Source organism: Bradyrhizobium shewense (genome assembly GCF_900094605.1).
In the GTDB taxonomy this organism is placed as follows: domain Bacteria; phylum Pseudomonadota; class Alphaproteobacteria; order Rhizobiales; family Xanthobacteraceae; genus Bradyrhizobium; species Bradyrhizobium shewense.
On the sequence record NZ_FMAI01000033.1, the window covers coordinates 41,144 to 59,462 of the forward strand.

Sequence of the window (18,319 nt, forward strand, 5' to 3'; positions counted from 1 at the left end):
AGCCATGATCTCAAAATTCTTCATCGAGCGGCCGGTCCTGTCGAACGTCATCGCGCTGTTGATGATCTTGATCGGCGGCGTCGCGCTGTTCAACCTGGCGATCGCGCAATACCCCGACGTGGTGCCGCCGACGGTGCAGGTCACCACGCGCTATCCCGGCGCCAGCGCCAAGACCGTGATCGACACCGTTGCCTTGCCGATCGAGCAGCAGGTCAACGGCGTCGAGGACATGCTCTACATGCAGTCCTATAGCGGCTCCGACGGCAGCTACACGCTGACCGTCACCTTCAAGATCGGCACCGACCTGAACTTCGCGCAGGTGCTGGTGCAGAATCGCGTCTCCAGCGCATTGTCGCAGCTGCCGCAGTCGGTACAGAACCAGGGCGTCACCGTGCAGAAGCGATCGACCTCGATCCTGCTGTTCGTGACGCTGACCTCGCCGGACTCCAGGTACGACAGCCTTTACCTGAGCAATTACGCCACCATCAACATCCGCGACGAGCTCTCGCGCCTGCCCGGCGTGGGCAACGTCACCGTGTTCGGCGCCGGCCAGTATTCGATGCGGGTCTGGCTCGATCCCAACAAGCTGCAGGTCCTTGGCCTCGTGCCGCAGGACGTCATCAACGCGATCCAGCAACAGAGCCAGCAGGTCTCCGCCGGCCAGGTCGGCGCGCCGCCGACGCCGCCGGGCCAGGCGTTCCAGTACACGCTCAACGTCAACGGACGGCTCGACGACACCAGCCAGTTCGAGAACATCATCGTCAAGTCGGGGACCAGCGGCGACGTCACGCGCGTGCGCGACGTCGGCTGGGTCGAGCTGGGGGCGCAGACCTACAGCCAGATCTTTTCGCTCAACAAGCAGCCCGCCACCGGCATCGGCGTATTCCAGTCGCCCGGCGCCAACGCGCTCCAGGTCGAGCAGGCCGTCGAGAAGAAGATGGCGGACCTCGCCAAGCGATTCCCGGAAGGCATCAAATACGACACGCCGTTCGACACCACCAAATTCGTCGAGGCCTCGGTGCACGAGGTCTACATGACGCTGATCGAGGCCGGCCTGCTGGTGCTGGTCGTGATCCTGGTGTTCCTGCAGGACTGGCGTGCGATGCTGGTGCCTGCGACGACCGTGCCGGTCACCATCATCGGCGCCTTCGCGGCGATGGCGGCGCTCGGCTTCACCATCAACATGTCGACGCTGTTCGCGATCGTGCTCGCGATCGGCATCGTGGTCGACGACGCCATCGTCGTGGTGGAAGGCGCCGCCCACAACATCGAGCAGGGCATGAACGGCCACGACGCCGCGATCAAGGCGATGGACCAGCTGTTCGCGCCGATCGTCGGCATCACGCTGGTGCTGATCTCGGTGTTTTTGCCGGCCTCGTTCCTCGCGGGGCTCACCGGGCGCATCTATTCGCAATTCGCGCTGGTGATCGCGGCGACTGCGCTGCTCTCCGCCATCAACGCGGCGACGCTGAAGCCGACGCAATGCGCGCTGTGGCTGCGGCCGACGGTGCCGCCGGAGCAGCGCAATTTCTTCTACAGAGGTTTCAACGCGGTCTATGACCGCGTTGAGCGCGGCTACACAAGGCTGATCACCTTCCTGTGCCGGCACGCCACCGTCTCGGTCGCGTTCGCGCTGCTGGTCATCGGAGCCAGCGGCTACGGCCTGTCGCGGGTGCCGACCGGCTTCCTGCCGATCGAGGACCAGGGCTATCTGATCGCCGCCGTGCAGCTGCCCGACGGCGCCGCGCTGGAGCGGACCCAAGCCGTGCTCGACAAAGCGAGCGGGCTGATCAAGGAGACGCCCGGCGTGGCGCAGGTCATCACCATCGCCGGCATCTCCGCGCTCGACAACAGCGCCAGCCTTGCCAATGCCGGCGTCGCCTACATCATCCTGAAGGATTGGGACGCGCGCAAAGGGCCCGGCGAGGATCTGCGCTCACTGGTGTACGGGCTCAACGACAAGCTCGCCACCATCATGGAGGCGCGCACGCTCGTGCTGCCGCCGCCGCCGATCCAGGGCATCGGCAACGCCGCCGGCTTCTCGATGCAGGTCGAGCTGCGCGACGGCAACAGCGATTTCGCCAAGCTGCAGGCGATCACCGGCGCGATGGTCAGCAATGGGCAGAGCCAGAGCGCGCTGCAGCGCGTGCAGTCCTCGTTCCGCTCGTCGGTGCCGCAATTCAACATCGAGATCGACCGGGTCAAGACCCAGACACTGCACGTCACGACGGACCAGGTGTTCTCGGCGCTGTCGACCTATCTCGGCTCGTCCTATGTCAACCAGTTCAACAAGTTCGGCCGCGTGTTCCAGGTCTATACCCAGGCCGATCCGGCCTTCCGCGTCACCGAGCGCGACATCGCCAACATGCAGGTGCGCAACTCGAACGGCGACATGATCCCGATCGGCACCGTCGCCAAGATCACGCCGGCCACCGGACCGTCGCTGATCAGCCTCTACAATCTCTATCCATCCTCGACCGTGATCGGCCTGCCGGCGCAGGGCTACTCATCGGGTCAGTCGCTGAAGCTGATGGAGGAGATCGCCGACAAGACGCTGCCGCCGGGCACCGGCTATGAGTGGACCGCGATGTCCTATCAGGAGAAGGCGGTCTCGAACCAGATCTACTGGGTGTTCGGCCTTGCCATGCTGCTGGTCTATCTCGTGCTCGCCGGCCAATATGAGAGCTGGTACGCGCCGATCTCGGTGATCCTCGCGGTGCCGCTGTCGCTACTCGGGCCGATGCTGATCCTCTCCGGGCTCAAGATCGACAACAACCTCTATTGCCAGATCGGCCTGATCCTGCTGATCGCGCTGTCGGCCAAGAACGCGATCCTGATCGTCGAGGTCGGGCTCGAGCTGCACGGCCGCGACGGCAAGCCAGTGCTGGAGGCTGCGATCGAGGCGGCGCGCGCCCGCTTCCGACCGATCCTGATGACCTCGTTCGCCTTCATCCTCGGCGTCGTGCCCTTGGTGCTCGCGACCGGCGCCGGCGCAAGTGCGCGCAAGTCGATCGGCATCACGGTGTTCTCGGGCATGCTGGCCTCGACCTGCCTCGCCGTGCTGTTCGTGCCGGCCTTCTTCGTGGTGGTGCAGCGCTTCGAGAACTGGCGGGCGAGCAAGAAGGCGCCGAAGGTGGAGACTGTGGCAGTGAAGTAGGCAACGGCTGCCAACCACAATCGTCATTGCGAGCGCAGCGAAGCAATCCAGAGCCTTTCCGGGGAGAGAGTCTGGATTGCTGCGTCGCTTCGTTGCGCTCGCAATGACGGCGGAGAGGGAATGCACCGTAGTTCACGCCTTCTCCGCCGGAGCCTGCCTTGCCTCGCCGCTCGACACCAACAGCACCGACACCTTCGACTGCCGCAGCACGGCGTCGGCGACGCCGCCGAAGGAGAGGTGGTCGGCCTGGATGCGGTCGACGCCCATGACGACGAGATCGGCGTCGGTGGTGTCGATCTCGCGCAGGATCGCGGCCTCCGGAGCCCGGTTCACCCGCAGCGTGGTGGTGATGTCAACGTCGTAGCGGGCGGCGAGATCGCTGGCGTCCTTGAGGATGCCCGCTTCCTGGCCGAGGCCACGGGAGGCGCCGCGCTGCGCGCCCTTGTCACGCGTCGTCGCGACATAGATCACCCGCAGCGAGCCTGATCCTCCTTGCGCGAGCGCGACCGCCACCTCGGCGCCGCGCTTGGAGATGCCGCTGCCGGAGACGGGAACGAGGATGTTGAGCGCCTCGGGCGCCGGCTGCTTCAGGTGCTTGCCCTTGGCCACGACGATCGCGAGCGGTCCTTCGAACTTCGCGGCGATGTCGTCGATCCTCCGGTCGAAACGGTCCTTGGCCGTCACGACCTTGTCGACGCCGACGACGAGAAGATCAAAACCCTTGCGCGCCTCGTCGGCGATGGTCTCGCCGAGCTCCGCTTGCCTCGCGCGGGTGACGACATCGACGTTGCCGGCCCCGCCGTCGCCATGGGCGGACACGACTTCGGCCGCCTTCTTCACCACCGCTTCGTGGCTCTCCTCCTGGTCGCGGCCCTTCTCCTGCTCCTTGGCGCTCTTGCCGATATGCAGCACGGTGATCGGCAGCCCGCGCATGCCGGCGATCAGGCCGGCGATGTGGGCGGCAAAGGTGGCGTTGACGCTTTCGTCCACCGCCAGCAACGGGCGCTCGAGATTGGCGAGGAAACCGCGCTTCTCGAACTCCTCCCGCTCCAGCCGCTCCTTCTCGTCCTTGTTCATCGGCAACCTTGCCAGCGCCGCGCGCAGCATCGGCGGCATCGCCATCGTGGTCACGATCGCCATGGTCACGATCATCGTGAACAGGTTCTGGCTCAGCACGCCGATGGACAGGCCAATGGTCGCGATGATCACCTCGGTCGAGCCGCGGGCATTCATGCCGCTTGCCAGCGCCAGCGACTCCCGATTGTTCAGGCCGCCCAATGTGCCGCCGACGAAGGCGCCGCCGAACTTGCCGACGCTGGCGATCACGACCAGGAGGCCGGTGAGCATCAGCAGATTGGGATCGCGCAGCACCGAGAGATCGGCGCTGAGGCCGGCGAGGCCGAAGAACACCGGCATGAAGAAGCTGGAGATCAACCCGCGCAGGCGTTCGTCGATCTGCCGCGTCAGGATCGGGGATTCCCCGACCAGGATGCCGGCGACGAAGGCACCTAACACGGTGTGCACGCCGATCAGATGCGTGATCAGCGCCATCACGCTCATCAACAGCAAGATCACCGTGATCACCGCGGCCGCGCTGACGAGATTGTCGTTGGCCCAGCGGATCAGCTGGAACACCAGGCGGCGCCCTATGGTGAAGCTGACGGCGAGGAAGGCGAGCGTGCCCAGCACGGCCTTCGCCACCGAGGCGATATCCAGCGTACCGTGCGAGGCCAGGCTGAAGATGACGGCGATGATGATCCAGCCGATGGTGTCGTCGATCACGGCGGTCGCGACGATGATCTGACCGACATTGCGGCGCATGAAATTCATCTCGCGCACGACCACCGCGACGATCTTCACCGAGGAGATCGACAGCGCCGTGCCCATGAACAGCGAAGCGACCAGGCGCTGTTGCGGATTGGGCAGCAGCGCATCGGGCAGGAACTCGCCGAGCGCAAAGCCGCAGGCGAAGGGCACGAGGATGCCGGCGATCGAGATCGCGATCGCGGCCCTGCCCACCTTCCTGACCAGCTTAAGGTCGGTCTCCATGCCGGTGAGCAGCAGCAGGAGCAGGATGCCGAACTGGGCAATGCCGTCGAGCATCGCCTTCTGCTCGGGTGCCTTCGGGAAGATCGCGTGCTGCGCTTCGGGCCAGATCCAGCCGAACAGCGACGGTCCCAGGATGATGCCGGCGAGCAACTCGCCGATCACCGAGGGCTGGCCGACGCGCTGCATGATCTCGCCGAGACCGCGACCGACCGCGATCAACAGCACGATCTGCGCCACCAACAGGAATTCGGATGGGCCGGCCGCTTTGCCGCCCTCGGCACCGGCCGCAATGGTGGTGAGGACAAGCGCCGCGGGGACGAGGCCGACCGGTCGGAGCAGGCGCCATGGCATGCTGGTGTCTTCCCCCTTTGCCCGCCCCGAGGTCGGGGCCACGGGGATAGAACCCGCCGGAGGTGGAGCGGGTTCCCGGTTCACGGGGCGGGATATTCGCCGTCATTGCGAGCGCAGCGACTTGTCCGCCGAAGCCTTGGCGAACGGGACTCGCAGTCCTGGGTCCCGGCTCGGCGCCGCAACGCTCACGCGTTGCGGCTTGTCCGGGACACGAGACGTCACACCGGCTGCGGCGTCCTGATCTCGCGGGGCAGGATGATCGCCGCTGCGATCGCCAGCAGGCAGAGCGCGGCGAAGGCGTGCAGCATGGTGACGAAGCCGCCCTGCTCGTAGAGCCAGGCGACCAGGCCGACCGAGGCGCCGGCTGCGGTGAAGCCGATGAAATAGCGAACCGCGTAGGCGCGCGAGCGCCATTCCTCGCTGGTGTACTTGCCGACCATGGCATCGTTCACCGTGACCTGTCCGAACGCACCCATGACGATGCCGATCGAGACCAGGATCAGCGGCAGATTGTTCAGGCTGGCGGCGAGATAGAGGAACGGCGCCAGCATGAAGGACAGCGGCAACGCCACCGTCTTCAGCGAGTAGCGGTCGAGCAACCGGCCGATCGTGTATTGCGTCATCGCGCCGAACACGTAGACGCAGGCCGCGATGACGCCGAGCAGCGCCGGGCTCTTCGTCAAATCGGCGAGACGCTCCGCGAACAGTTTTGGCAGCGCGACGGTGACGGCGTTGAAGGTCGTGGAGATCGCGATCACGACGATCAGCAGCGACAGCACCACGCGCCACATGTCCTGTTTTGCCACCCGCGCCTGCGCCGCCGCCTGCTTCGAGCCCTTGCGGTCCTCGTGCACGACCATCATCGCAAAGGCGACGCCGATCAGGATCGTGACAATGCCGGGAACGATGAAGGCGAAACGCCAGCCGAGATATTGGCCGATCACGCCTGTCACCAGCGCGGAGGAGGCAACGCCGAGATTGCCCCAGACGCCGTTGATGCCCATCTCGCGGCCGAGCCGATCGGCATAGGACACAATCATGGCGGTGCCGACGGGATGGTAGATCGAGGCAAAGATGCCGATCGCCAGCAGCGCCGCGCCGAGCTGCGCCGGGGTCTGCACGAAGCCGACTGCGATCATGGACGCTCCGATGCCGACGAAGAAGATCAGCATCATGTGGCGGCGGCTCCAGCGGTCGCCGAGCCATCCGGTGAGCAGCGAGCCGGCGCCGAAAGCCACAAAGCCGGGTGTCGCGTAGGGCAAAAGTTCCGAATAGGCCATGCCGAGCGCCGGCCCCATGATGATGACGGCGGCGGCGAAGATCAGCATCGCATAATGGTCGATGAAATGGCCTGCGTTGACGAAACTGATGACCCGGCTGGGGCTGTTCATACGAATCCTCTCCTGCTCCGAAATGAGTTATATGTCCTCCCCATGACGGGATGCTGCCAATGACTGTCTTGGAAACGCCAATCTTGGAAACGCCAATCCTGAGGGAGGTCCGGAGCAACCACCGCTCGCCCGCGGGGGTGCACCTGGTCGCGCGCGACTATCCCAAGGGCATGCGGATCGATCCGCATTTGCACCGCGAGGCGCAGCTGATCTATGCGGCCAAGGGCACGATGCAGGTGACGACGCCCGGGGGGCGATGGCTGGTGCCGCCGGACCGCGCCGTCTGGGTCCCGGCCGGGCTCGAGCATGCCATCGATCTGCTCGCCGACATCGAGATGCGCACGCTGTATTTCGACCTGTCCTGGCTGAAGCGCGAGCAGCGCTATGACGGCCTGACCCGGGAATTCGTGGTGCGGGTGTCGCCGCTGCTCAATCAGGCGATCCTGGCGCTGTTCGACGCGCGCAACACGGAGGAGCGTACCGAGCTGCTGGTTCGCCTCGTGATGCTGGAATTGCACCAGGCTGAGGATTCCGCGACTTTCGTGCCACTGCCGCGCGAAGTGCGCTGCCGCCGCGCCGCCCTGATTGTGCTGGACGACCCCACCGGCCTGCACGACATCGACACGCTCGCGCGCGAGGTCGGAACTTCCGCGCGGACGCTGTCGCGGCTGTTCTCGATGGAAACGCAGCTGAGCTTCAAGAGCTGGTGCCAGCGCGCGCGGATCGCCGCGGCGATCCAGCGGCTCTCGACGGATGCCAGCGTGTCGGTGAAGCAGCTTGCCACCCAGCTCGGCTATGCCAGCGTGCCCGCGTTCTCGGCCGCGTTCCGCCAGGTGACGGGGCGGACGCCGACGGAGTTTGCCACACACTCGGTGTCGTCGCCCGGCTTGACCGGGCGACCCAGTACGCCGAGCCGGCGCGGCTAGAATCGAGAAGCTGCGGCGTACTGGATGCCCCGGTCAAGCCGGGGCATGACGGCGCGTTGTGTCGGCTCCCACCTCCACCCGCCATCCCTTATTTCCAGACGCACGGCCCAACTAAAGTTGCCGCATTCCTCCGCTTGATTGTGATCGGTTTCTGCCCAAATCCCGTGTAAGCTTCCGCAACGCACAAACCCGACACGAAAGTCCCGATGGCCAACGCCTTCTTCTCCGATCTGCTCGCCACGATCTCCGAGCGCGGCCGCACGCTGCTTCGTCGGGGGGATTCCGCCGACACCAGACGGGATGCCGACGGCCTGATCGATCTCTGCGACGCGCTGCTGTCGGGCCGGGGCGAGGCATCGGGCATCGCCATCGCGCGTGAGGTGCTCGACATCTACCGGGAGCTGGATGCGGCGGGACGCCGCGCCTTCTTCGACGGACTGGTGCGCGATTTCGGCCCGGACCGGGAGCGCCTGTCCAAGGCGATCGAGAAATGGCGCGCCGCGCCGAGCGACGAGGACGCGAGCTCGCTGCATTTCGCCTCGGAGCCGCGGCGGCAGGAGCTGATCCGCCGCCTCAACCGCGCGCCCGGCGGCACCGGCGATCTCGTCAACATGCGCGCCGATCTGCTCGGCATGATGAACGGCCACTCCGATCTCGCCGCGCTCGATCGCGACGTCTCGCATCTTCTCTCTTCATGGTTCAACAGGGGGTTTCTCGTGCTGCGCAGGATTGACTGGTCGACCCCGGCCAACATCCTCGAAAAGATCATCCGCTACGAGGCCGTGCACGAGATCTCCGACTGGGACGATCTGCGCCGCCGCATCGATCCGGTCGACCGCCGCTGCTACGCCTTCTTCCATCCCGCGATGGTCGACGAGCCCTTGATTTTCGTCGAGGTGGCGCTGACCGAGACGATCCCGGGCGCGATTGCGCCGCTGCTCGCGGTCGACCGCCAGTATCTGCCGATCGAGCGCGCGCGCACCGCCGTGTTCTATTCGATCTCCAACACCCAGCGCGGTCTCGGCGGCATCTCCTTCGGCAGCTTCCTGATCAAGCAGGTCGTCGAAGAGCTGCGCCGCGAAACGCCCAAGCTCGACACTTTCGTGACGCTGTCGCCGGTGCCGGGTTTCATGCCATGGCTGAAGCAGGACAAGGACCTGCCGCTGTCGGACGAGGACCGCGAGGTGCTGAAGCGCCTCGACGATCCCAAATGGTTCGAGAGCCCCGAGACGACGGCACAGCTCCGCGCCGTGATCGAGCCGCTCGCGGCGCACTACTTCCTCAAGGCGCGCACGCCGAAGGGCAAGCTTATCGATTCCGTCGCCCGCTTCCATCTCGGCAACGGCGCCAGGCTGGAGCGCATCAACTGGCTGGGGGACCTCTCGCCGAAGGGCGTGCGGGAATCCGCCGGCGTGATGGTCAACTACCTCTACCGTCTCGACGACATCGAGAAGAACCACGAAGCCTATGCCAATGACGGCGAGGTCGTGGCGTCCAGCGCTGTGAAGAAGCTGCTGAAGGGCGAAGGAAGGCGGCTGCTGGATATGCGGTTGTCGTAGGCCACACACTCGCTGTCATCGTCCGCGCAGGCGGACGATCCAGTGTTCCAGAGGCCGACATTGGAGAGTTCGCTCTCGCCGCATCCGCCGCGGCGTACTGGATGCCCCGATCAAGCCGGAGCATGACAGCGGAGGGCGTGGCGGAGTCGCGGGGCTCAAGGGCCCAGCAACACACTCAGTCGTCGTCCCGGACAAGCGAAGCGCAGATCCGGGACCCATAACCACAGGATTGGGTTTGGCGAAGACTCGGAGTTACCAGCTCGCTCCATAACCTCTCCCTGGGGTTATGGGTCCCTGCTTTCGCAGGGACGACAGCGAGTTGTTGGAGACGCCGTCGCCCGTTACTCCGCCAGCGCCCTCATTTCCTTGTAGAGATCGGACTTGCCTTCGAAGCCGATGCCCGGAAGGTCCGGCATGGTGATGTGGCCGTTCTCGACGCGCACACCATCCGGGAAGCCGCCGTAGGGCTGGAACAGGTCGGGATAGCTCTCGTTGCCGCCGAGGCCTAAGCCGGCGGCGATGTTGAGCGACATCTGGTGGCCGCCGTGCGGGATGCAGCGGCTGGGGGACCAGCCGTGGGTCTTCAGCACTTCCAGCGTGCGCTGGTATTCGCAGAGGCCGTAGGACAGCGCGCAGTCGAATTGCAGCCAGTCGCGATCGGGGCGCATGCCGCCGTAGCGGATCAGATTGCGGGCGTCCTGGTGGCTGAAGAGATTCTCGCCTGTGGCCATCGGGCCCGGATAGAATTCGGCGAGCGCGGCCTGCAGCGCGTAGTCGAGGGGATCGCCGACTTCCTCGTACCAGAACAAGGGATAGTCGCGCAGCATCTTGGCATAGGCGATGCCGGTCTCGAGGTTGAAGCGGCCGTTGGCGTCGACGGCGAGCTGCGCGTCCTTGCCGATCTCCTTCAGCACTGCCTCGATGCGGGTGCGGTCCTCGTCGATATCAGCGCCGCCGATCTTCATCTTCACGACGTTGTAGCCGCGATCGAGATAGCCGCGCATCTCACCGCGCAGCATCGAGAGGTCCTTACCGGGATAGTAATAGCCGCCGGCGGCGTAGACGAACACGCGCGGATTGGCTTTGACGCCGTGGCGTTCGGCGAGCAGGCGAAACAGCGGCTTGCCCGCGATCTTCGCCACCGCATCCCACACCGCCATGTCGATGGTGCCGACTGCGACCGAACGCTCGCCGTGGCCGCCGGGCTTCTCGTTGGTCATCATCGCGCCCCAGACCTTGTCGGGGTCGAGATTGTCGCCGGCCGCATTCAGCAGCGACTTCGGATCGGCCTCGGTGATGCGCGAGGCAAAACGCTCGCGGATCAGGCCGCCCTGCCCGTAACGGCCGTTGGAGTTGAAGCCGTAGCCGATCACGCGCTTGCCGTCGCGCACCACGTCGGTGACGACGGCGACGAGGCTCGTCGTCATCTTGGTGAAGTCGATATAGGCGTTGCGGATCGGCGATGAGATCGGCTTGGTGATCTCGCGGACGTCGACGATGCGGACGGACATGGGGCTTGGCTTTCTCGCGGACTCTCTCGTCTCGTCATGGCCGGGCTTGACCCGGCCATCCACGTCTTGCCGCACGAAGAACGTGGATGCCCGGGACAAGCCCGGGCATGACGGCTCAACTATTTCTTATCCCTGAAATACGGCTCTACGGGCCCGTGCACCTTGATGGTCAGCGGGTTGCCGTGGCGGTCCTTGGCATTGCCGGCGGTGACGCGAACCCAGCCTTCGCTAATGCAGTATTCCTCGACATTGGTCTTCTCGACGCCCTTGAAGCGGATGCCGACGTCGCGCCCCAGGATGTCTGCGTTGTAATAGGGGCTGTTCGGATCGACCGACAGGCGGTCCGGAAATTCGTCGCTCATGATTGTCTCGCTCACAACAGGGTCTCGATTTGATTCCGCAATCCTTCGGGCCGTGCGGTCGGCGCGTAGCGCGCGATCACGCGGCCCTCACGGTCCACCAGGAATTTGGTGAAATTCCATTTGATGGAGGCCCCTAACAGGCCCGATTGCTGGTGTTTCAGGTACTCATACAGAGGGTGCGCATGGGCGCCGTTGACGTCGATCTTCTCGAACAGGGGAAAGGTGACGTCGTAATTGGTCGAGCAGAACGCCTGGATCTCGCTCGCCTGTCCCGGCTCCTGCGCGCCGAACTGGTTGCAGGGGAAGCCGAGCACCGAGAAGCCGCGCGGCGAGAGATCGCGATGCAGATCCTCCAGACCGCGATATTGCGGCGTGAAGCCGCATTTGCTCGCGGTGTTGACGATCAGGAGCACCTGCCCCTCGAAGCGGCGGAGCGCAACCTCCTCACCCGCAAGCGAGTTGGCCTTGAAACCGTAAATCGCGGACATCGCTAACCCACGGGATCGATCGGCGACGGCGGCACGCCGCCAGCCTCGATCGCTTCGCCGGCGAGCAGGCACAGATCCTCGCGATAGCGGCCGGAGACGATGTGCACGCCGACCGGCGCCTTGCCGACCAGACCGGTGGAGACCACGAGGCCCGGCAGACCCATGAAGGGAATGGCGATCTGCGGCAGCTGCGCTTCCCAGACCCGCTTGAAGGACTCATCGTCCTTGCGATCGAGATGATCGGGGAACGGCAGCTCGCCGGACACCGGCGTCAGCAGCACCGCGTATTTTTCGAAGAACAGCATCCAGTCGCGGGTCAGCGTGGCTCTTCGGGTCAGCGCCTTGGCGTAATTCGCCTGGTCCATCGGCGTGACCCTGCCGCGATTGCCGCGCAGGCACGCCAGCGCACCGGGATCGCCCTCGCGCTCGGCCATCTCCAGCTGGGCTTCATAGCCGTCGCCGAGCCAGAGCTTGATCTGCCACTCGACCGCCTCGCGCATCGACGGCGTGTTTTCGATCGTCTCGACCGTCCAGCCGGCACGCTCGAGCCGCTTGCCCGCATCGATCACCGCCGCATTCACTTCGGGCGTGGTAGCAAGGCCGTCCGGATTGAGACAAAGCGCCGCGCGCTTGTCCCGCGCAGGGCCTTCCAGCGGCACTGGTGCGAACCAGGGATCGCGGATGTCGCGGGCCGACATCGCGGCCAGTGAAATCCTGAGGTCGTTGACGGTGCGCGCCAGCGGACCCGAGACCGCCATGATCTGCGGCCCGATCGGGCGCTCCGGCAGTGCCGGATTGAAGGCGGGGATGCGGCCCAGCGTCGGGCGCAGGCCGTGCACACCGCAGGCATAGGCGGGGTAGCGGATCGAGCCGGCAATGTCGGTGCCGTGGGCGATGTGGCCAATGCCGGCCGCGACCGCCGAACCGGCGCCGCCGGACGAGCCGCCCGGGGTCAGAGAGGCGTCACGCGGGTTCTTGGTGTCGCCATGGACGAGGTTGGTGGTGAACCAGCGATAGGAGAAGGCCGGGCAATTGGTGCGGCCGAGCAGGATGGCGCCCGATTTCCGGAAATTGGCGACCACCGGATTGTCCTCGCGCGCGATCAAATCGCGCTGGAGCTTCAGGCCGTTGGTGGTGGCAAAGCCCTCCTGGTCGACATTGGCCTTGATGGTGACGGGCACGCCGGCGAGCACGCCGGGGTCCTCGCCCCGCGCGATGGTGGCATCGACGGCGTCGGCCTGCTTGAGCACGTCGTCCGGCCGGTGGTCGATCACCGCGTTGAGCTGGGGATTGACGGCATCCAGGCGGGCGAGGCCGGCCTTGGCCGCCTCCCTGGCAGACACCTTTTTGGACTTGACGAGGGTGGCGAGGTCGGCAGCCGACAGGCGCCAGAGATCTTGCATGGCTTGCTCCGTGTAACCGGCGTCTTTTAGCGCCGGGAACGCGGCAAAGCCATGCGGATTTCGCAGGGGCGAAGGCGCCGGGGCGCCGGGTGGTGCCTCATTCTCCGTCGTCTTTGCGAGGAGCTTTGCGACGAAGCAATCCAGACTGCCTCCGCGGAGAGTCTCTGGATTGCTTCGCTGCGCTCGCAATGACGGGGAAAGAGTGGCTAATGCCGCGTCGCGGAAGCGTCCGGGATGTCCAGCAGCGCCTCGGTGAAGGGAAACTCCAGCACGATCTCGCCTTCGGCGTCGGTCACCTCGATCACGGCATCCAGCAGGGCGCGCTGGGTGCCCTCGGATTTCACCACCTCCAGGATCATCTGGCGGGCGACCTCCCAGGCGCGGTCGGGGTTGCGCAGGTCCTCGCCTTCGGGATCCACGATCAGTTCGTCGCCGATACGGGTGTTGAAGTAGTATCTGGGCATCATCGAGATCCAGTTGGGTCGCCTGTACCGGATTGAAAGCTGCACTGCACTCACAACTGCTTTATCAGGACAGGGTTCGCGACCGAATGCGCCGAACGCAAGGCAGCGCCTCAGAAGTGAGTGTTCCCGAGGGATTTTTTCGCGGCGCAACATGGGCTTCTCGGGAAAATTTCACTGGCGAACTTCTCAGCGCGCACTAATTTAACGGGTGGGCGATACGTCCGAATTCGCGAAAATGGAGTGCCAAAATGGCTTGGAAAGCCCCGAAGATCGTCGAAGTGCCCTGCGGCATGGAAATCAACATGTATGTGAGCGCCACCCGCAAGTAAGCGGTTGGTGATCTGCGTTCAGCGCAGGTGGGTCTTTCGGTCACGACCGGTTTCCGAATGAGGGAAATCGTGTCGGCCTGAGATCCACCTCGTGACGTTGCTTCCAGGAGACGGATCATGCTTCGCGTCGTCGTCCTGGGCGCCGCAGCCGGCGGCGGAGTGCCGCAATGGAATTGCGGCTGCGAGGGCTGCCGGGCGGCCCGTACGAGTGGCCATGAGCTTTATCGAACCCAGGCCTCGGTCGCCTTCAGCGGCGACGGCGAGCACTGGTTCCTGATCAACGCCTCCCCCGACCTGCGCCAGCAATTGAATGCCACGCCGCAGCTGCACCCCAAAGCGGGCGCGCTGCGCCATACGCCGATCGCGGGCGTCATCCTGACCAACAGCGAGGTGGATGCGGTGGCAGGCCTGCTCTCGATGCGCGAGGGCTCGCCCTTCACGGTCTATGCGCACGAGAAGGTGCTGGCGATCCTGAAGAGCAACAGCATCTTCAACGTGCTGAACGAAAAGAACGTGCGGCGCCAGCCGATCGACATCAGCGAGCCGTTCGAGCCGCGGCTACCGGACGGCGCGCGATCGGGGCTGGAAGTGCTGGCTTTCGCAGTCCCCGGCAAATCGGCCTGGTATCTGGAAGGCAAGGCGCATCCGGGCGGCGCGAGCGGCGACGGCGATACGCTGGGCCTGAAGATCACCGACAAGGCGACGGGCAAGTGTTTCTACTTCATCGCGGCCTGCGCGGAGGTGACCGACGCGCTCAAGGCCGAGATCGACGGCGCCGCTTTGGTGTTCTTCGACGGCACGGTCTGGCAGGACGACGAGATGATCAAATGCGGGCTCGGCCACAAGACCGGCAAGAGCATGGGACACGTCGCCATGTCCGGCGAGGACGGCGCCATCGCGCGGCTGGCCGACCTCGCTATCGACAGGAAGATATTTCTGCATATCAATAACTCGAACCCGGCGCTGCTACCTACCTCATCCGAGCGCAAGGCCGTCGAGGCGGCGGGCTGGCAGATACCGGCGGATGGAACGGAGATCGTGCTGTGAATGCGGCGTCAATGACTGGAATGACTGCGCTCTCGATCGGCAAGGATCTGAGGCTCAACTCGGCCGAGGAGCTCGAGGCGACGCTGCGCCATATCGGGGCGACGCGCTATCACAGCCTGCATCCGTTCCATAAGCTGCTGCACGGCGGCAAGCTGAACAAGGGCCAGGTGCAGGCCTGGGCGCTGAACCGCTACTATTACCAGAGCACGATCCCGATCAAGGACGCGGTGGTGATCTCGCGTTTCCGCGACCGCGCCACGCGCCTGGAATGGCGCCACCGCATCGAGGATCATGACGGTGACGTCGGCTCCGAGGGCGGCATCGAGCGCTGGCTGAAGCTGACCGAAGGCCTCGGGCTCGACACGGCCTACGTGGAATCGACCGAAGGCATCCTGCCGGCGACGCGCTTCGCGGTGGAGGCCTACGTCCACTACTGCCGCGAGAAGAGCCCGCTGGAGGCGATCGCCTCCTCGCTCACCGAGCTGTTCGCGCCAAATCTGCATGAAGAACGCATCTCCGGCATGCTGGAGCACTATGATTTCGTCAATCCTGACATCATGAGCTACTTCAAGCGCCGCCTGGCGCAGGCGCCGCGCGATGCCGGCTTTGCGCTCGACTATGTCAAGGCGCATGCCACGACGCCGGAGCAGCGCGCGCAAGTGTGCAACGCGCTGATCTTCAAGACCAACGTGCTATGGGTGCAACTCGACGCGCTCCAGCACGCCTATGTCGAGGGCCATATTCCGCCGGGCGCGTTCGTGCCCAAAGCGAGTTGAGGGACAAGAGCAATGGCCGGGCCGCGGAACATCAGCGTCAGCGAGACAAGCCGCCCCGTGCTGCCGCGGCATGCCAAGCTGAAATATGACGAGACGCGGAAGGTCTGGGTGATCCTGGCGCCAGAACGCGTGCTGGCCCCGGACGAGATCGCAGTCGAGGTCCTGCAGCTCTGCAACGGCGAGCGCAGCGTCGGCGATGTCTCCGATCAGCTGGCGGCAAAGTACGCAGCTCCACGCGAGGCGATCCTGGCTGACGTCATCGTCATGCTGCAGGATCTCGCCGACAAGGGCTTTCTCACGGAGGCCCGGGAGAAGACGTCATGAGCGATGTGCTCGGCAACCCCATGATCCCCCCTGATGCCAGCGACAGCCTCGCGGTGCTGGAGAAGCAGCGCTCGACGGCGGAAACATTCGGCATTCCGCTTGCCGTGCTGCTCGAGATCACCCATCGCTGTCCGCTGCAATGCCCCTACTGCTCCAACCCGGTCGAGCTCGATCGCTCCGGCAAGGAGCTGACCACCGAGGAATGGAAGAAGGTCTTGAGCGAGCTTGCCGAGATCGGCGTGCTCCAGGTGCATTTCTCCGGCGGTGAGCCGACGGCGCGGAAAGACCTCGTCGACCTCGTCAAGCATGCCAGCGACGTCGGCCTCTACACCAACCTGATCACCTCGGCCGTGCTGCTGACGCGCGAGAAGCTCAGCGATCTCGCCGATGCCGGGCTCTGCCACGTGCAGATCAGTTTCCAGGGCGTTGAAGAAGGCCTCGCCGATCGCGTCGCCGGCTACAAGAACGGGCACCGCAAGAAGCTCGAGGTCGCAAAGTGGACGCGCGAGCTCGATCTGCCGCTCACCGTGAACGCGGTGATGCACCGGCAGAACCTGCATCAGCTGCCTGACATCATCCAGATGTCCGTCGATCTCGACGCCGACCGGCTCGAGGTCGCCAATGTGCAGTATTACGGCTGGGCGTTGAAGAACCGCGCCGCGCTGATGCCGACGGTGGCGCAGTTAGATGAGTGTACACGCATCGTCGAGGAGGCGCGCGAGCGGCTGAAGGGCACGCTCGCCATCGACTACGTCGTGCCGGACTACTACGCGCTGCGGCCGAAGAAGTGTATGGGCGGCTGGGGCCGGCAGTTCTTCAACATCTCGCCCGCCGGCAAGGTGCTGCCCTGCCACGCCGCCGAGAGCATCACCGGGCTCGACTTCGAATCCGTCCGCTCCAACCATTCGATCGCCTGGATCTGGCAGAACTCCGAGGCCTTCAACCGCTATCGCGGCACCGGCTGGATGAAGGAGCCGTGCAAGTCTTGCGAATTCCGCGAGATCGATTTCGGGGGCTGCCGCTGCCAGGCCTTCGCGCTGACCGGGGACGCCGCCAACACCGATCCCGCCTGCGCGCTGTCGCCGCTGCACGAGACCATCTTCAAGCAGGCCGAGCGTGAGGCCGAGGGCGAGACCAATCGCTTCCTCTACCGCAATTTCGCCGGCGGCACCCTGGAATCCGAGAATGGGGCCTGACGCCGACGCAGGCACAGCCGCGAGGCGCGCCGATCCCTTTGCGCCGCTGACCTCCGACATGCTCGACGTCGGCGACGGCCATGAGCTCTATGTCGAGAGCGTCGGTCGCAGCGACGGCATTCCCGCGGTCTACCTGCACGGCGGGCCCGGCAGCGGCTGCCAGCCCGATCATCGCCGGCTGTTCGATCCCGACCGTTTCTGCGCCGTGCTGTTCGACCAGCGCGGCTGCGGCCGCAGCCGGCCGAAGGGATCGCGCGAGCACAACACCACGGCGCATCTGATCGCGGACATGGAGATGATCCGCGACAAGTTCGGCTTCGAACGCTGGATGGTGGTCGGCGGCTCCTGGGGCGCGACGCTGGCGCTGGCGTACGCGCAGGCCCATCCGGAGCGCGTCTCCGGCATTGCACTCCGCGCGACGTTCCTCGGCACGCGGGCCGAGGTCGAGACGGCCTTCACGGTGCGCCTGCCGCAATTCTATCCCGCGCTCTACGAGGATTTTCTGAGCGTGCTGCCGCCTGGGGAACGCGCGCATCCGGTGGAAGCCTATTATCGCCGCATCCTCGATGCCGATCCGGCCATTCACGGACCTGCGGCCCGCGCCTGGCACGACACCGAGCGCGCCCTGTCGGAGCACAAGGCGGCCAAGACGCGGCTGGACCTGACGTCGCTGAACGTGTGGCGCACGCTGCCGGCGACGCCGTTCATGGAGGCACATTATTTCATCAACAACTCCTTCATGAACCAAGACGAGCTGCTGCGGAACGCGGACCGGCTCGCCGGGATTCCCGGCATTGTCGTGCAGGGCCGCTACGACCTGTTGTGCCCTCCTGAGACATCACACGCGCTCGCGAAAGTGTGGCCGGGTTCCGAGATTCGCCTCGTGGAAGAAGCCGGACATTCGCTCTATGATGCCGGCGTGAGGGATGCGGTCATGAAGTCGATTGCCGACCTTGCGTCGAAGGCCGCGCGCTAATGCGCGAAAA

16 protein-coding genes are annotated in these 18,319 nt (G+C 65.2%); 9 read left to right on the forward strand and 7 right to left on the reverse strand.

What is annotated here, in order from left to right:
- Positions 1-4: 4 nt before the first annotated feature.
- Positions 5-3,157, forward strand: a complete 3,153-nt coding sequence (locus GA0061098_RS37370) for an efflux RND transporter permease subunit (protein WP_091966334.1) — start codon at positions 5-7, stop codon at positions 3,155-3,157.
- Between the two features lie 132 nt (positions 3,158-3,289).
- On the opposite strand, the gene GA0061098_RS37375 is transcribed toward GA0061098_RS37370, so the two are convergent.
- Both GA0061098_RS37375 and GA0061098_RS37380 read right to left on the reverse strand, forming a co-directional pair.
- Entirely contained in the window at positions 3,290-5,557 is a 2,268-nt protein-coding gene (locus tag GA0061098_RS37375; RefSeq protein ID WP_091966335.1) for a cation:proton antiporter domain-containing protein, read from the reverse strand.
- 218 nt (positions 5,558-5,775) lie between these two features.
- Entirely contained in the window at positions 5,776-6,948 is a 1,173-nt protein-coding gene (locus GA0061098_RS37380; protein WP_091966336.1) for an MFS transporter, read from the reverse strand.
- Positions 6,949-6,998: 50 nt separating this feature from the next.
- Here GA0061098_RS37380 and GA0061098_RS37385 point away from each other — a divergent pair, with 50 nt between their 5' ends.
- Positions 6,999-7,874 carry an AraC family transcriptional regulator gene (locus GA0061098_RS37385; protein ID WP_091966337.1) on the forward strand — a complete coding sequence of 292 codons (876 nt, stop codon included), beginning with the start codon at positions 6,999-7,001 and terminating at the stop codon, positions 7,872-7,874.
- Positions 7,875-8,080: 206 nt separating this feature from the next.
- Positions 8,081-9,433, forward strand: a complete 1,353-nt coding sequence (locus GA0061098_RS37390) for a malonyl-CoA decarboxylase (RefSeq protein ID WP_091966338.1) — start codon at positions 8,081-8,083, stop codon at positions 9,431-9,433.
- Between the two features lie 341 nt (positions 9,434-9,774).
- On the opposite strand, the gene tarD is transcribed toward GA0061098_RS37390, so the two are convergent.
- From tarD to GA0061098_RS37415, 5 genes are all read right to left on the reverse strand, one after another.
- Positions 9,775-10,944, reverse strand: a complete 1,170-nt coding sequence (tarD, locus tag GA0061098_RS37395; protein ID WP_091966339.1) for a D(-)-tartrate dehydratase — start codon at positions 10,942-10,944, stop codon at positions 9,775-9,777.
- A 119-nt stretch (positions 10,945-11,063) separates the two neighbouring features.
- The gene (locus GA0061098_RS37400) at positions 11,064-11,306 is read right to left on the reverse strand and encodes a DUF3297 family protein (protein ID WP_165637851.1); all 243 of its coding nucleotides are present in this window, start codon (positions 11,304-11,306) and stop codon (positions 11,064-11,066) included.
- A gap of 11 nt (positions 11,307-11,317) precedes the next feature.
- A complete protein-coding gene (locus tag GA0061098_RS37405; RefSeq protein WP_091966341.1) occupies positions 11,318-11,794 on the reverse strand; it encodes a glutathione peroxidase in 477 nt (158 codons plus the stop codon).
- A gap of 2 nt (positions 11,795-11,796) precedes the next feature.
- Positions 11,797-13,197 carry an amidase family protein gene (locus GA0061098_RS37410; protein ID WP_091966342.1) on the reverse strand — a complete coding sequence of 467 codons (1,401 nt, stop codon included), beginning with the start codon at positions 13,195-13,197 and terminating at the stop codon, positions 11,797-11,799.
- Positions 13,198-13,403: 206 nt separating this feature from the next.
- On the reverse strand, positions 13,404-13,661 hold the full coding sequence (locus GA0061098_RS37415) for a DUF6894 family protein (RefSeq protein WP_026202038.1): 258 nt from the start codon (positions 13,659-13,661) through the stop codon (positions 13,404-13,406).
- A 248-nt stretch (positions 13,662-13,909) separates the two neighbouring features.
- Here GA0061098_RS37415 and pqqA point away from each other — a divergent pair, with 248 nt between their 5' ends.
- The 6 genes from pqqA to pip all read left to right on the forward strand — a co-directional run bounded on the left by pqqA (position 13,910) and on the right by pip (position 18,309).
- Positions 13,910-13,990: a pyrroloquinoline quinone precursor peptide PqqA gene (pqqA, locus tag GA0061098_RS37420; protein WP_007595659.1), complete on the forward strand. Its 81-nt coding sequence runs from the start codon at positions 13,910-13,912 to the stop codon at positions 13,988-13,990.
- A gap of 117 nt (positions 13,991-14,107) precedes the next feature.
- Entirely contained in the window at positions 14,108-15,037 is a 930-nt protein-coding gene (gene pqqB / locus GA0061098_RS37425; protein ID WP_091966343.1) for a pyrroloquinoline quinone biosynthesis protein PqqB, read from the forward strand.
- A 20-nt stretch (positions 15,038-15,057) separates the two neighbouring features.
- Complete coding sequence (pqqC, locus tag GA0061098_RS37430) at positions 15,058-15,813, forward strand: pyrroloquinoline-quinone synthase PqqC (RefSeq protein WP_210317904.1); 756 nt, start codon at positions 15,058-15,060, stop codon at positions 15,811-15,813.
- Between the two features lie 12 nt (positions 15,814-15,825).
- Positions 15,826-16,137: a pyrroloquinoline quinone biosynthesis peptide chaperone PqqD gene (gene pqqD / locus GA0061098_RS37435; RefSeq protein WP_091966345.1), complete on the forward strand. Its 312-nt coding sequence runs from the start codon at positions 15,826-15,828 to the stop codon at positions 16,135-16,137.
- The gene (gene pqqE / locus GA0061098_RS37440) at positions 16,134-17,333 is read left to right on the forward strand and encodes a pyrroloquinoline quinone biosynthesis protein PqqE (RefSeq protein WP_091966346.1); all 1,200 of its coding nucleotides are present in this window, start codon (positions 16,134-16,136) and stop codon (positions 17,331-17,333) included. The genes pqqD and pqqE overlap by 4 nt, the downstream gene beginning before the upstream one ends.
- A complete protein-coding gene (pip, locus tag GA0061098_RS37445) occupies positions 17,323-18,309 on the forward strand; it encodes a prolyl aminopeptidase (RefSeq protein ID WP_091966347.1) in 987 nt (328 codons plus the stop codon). The genes pqqE and pip overlap by 11 nt, the downstream gene beginning before the upstream one ends.
- The last annotated feature ends 10 nt before the right edge of the window (positions 18,310-18,319 follow it).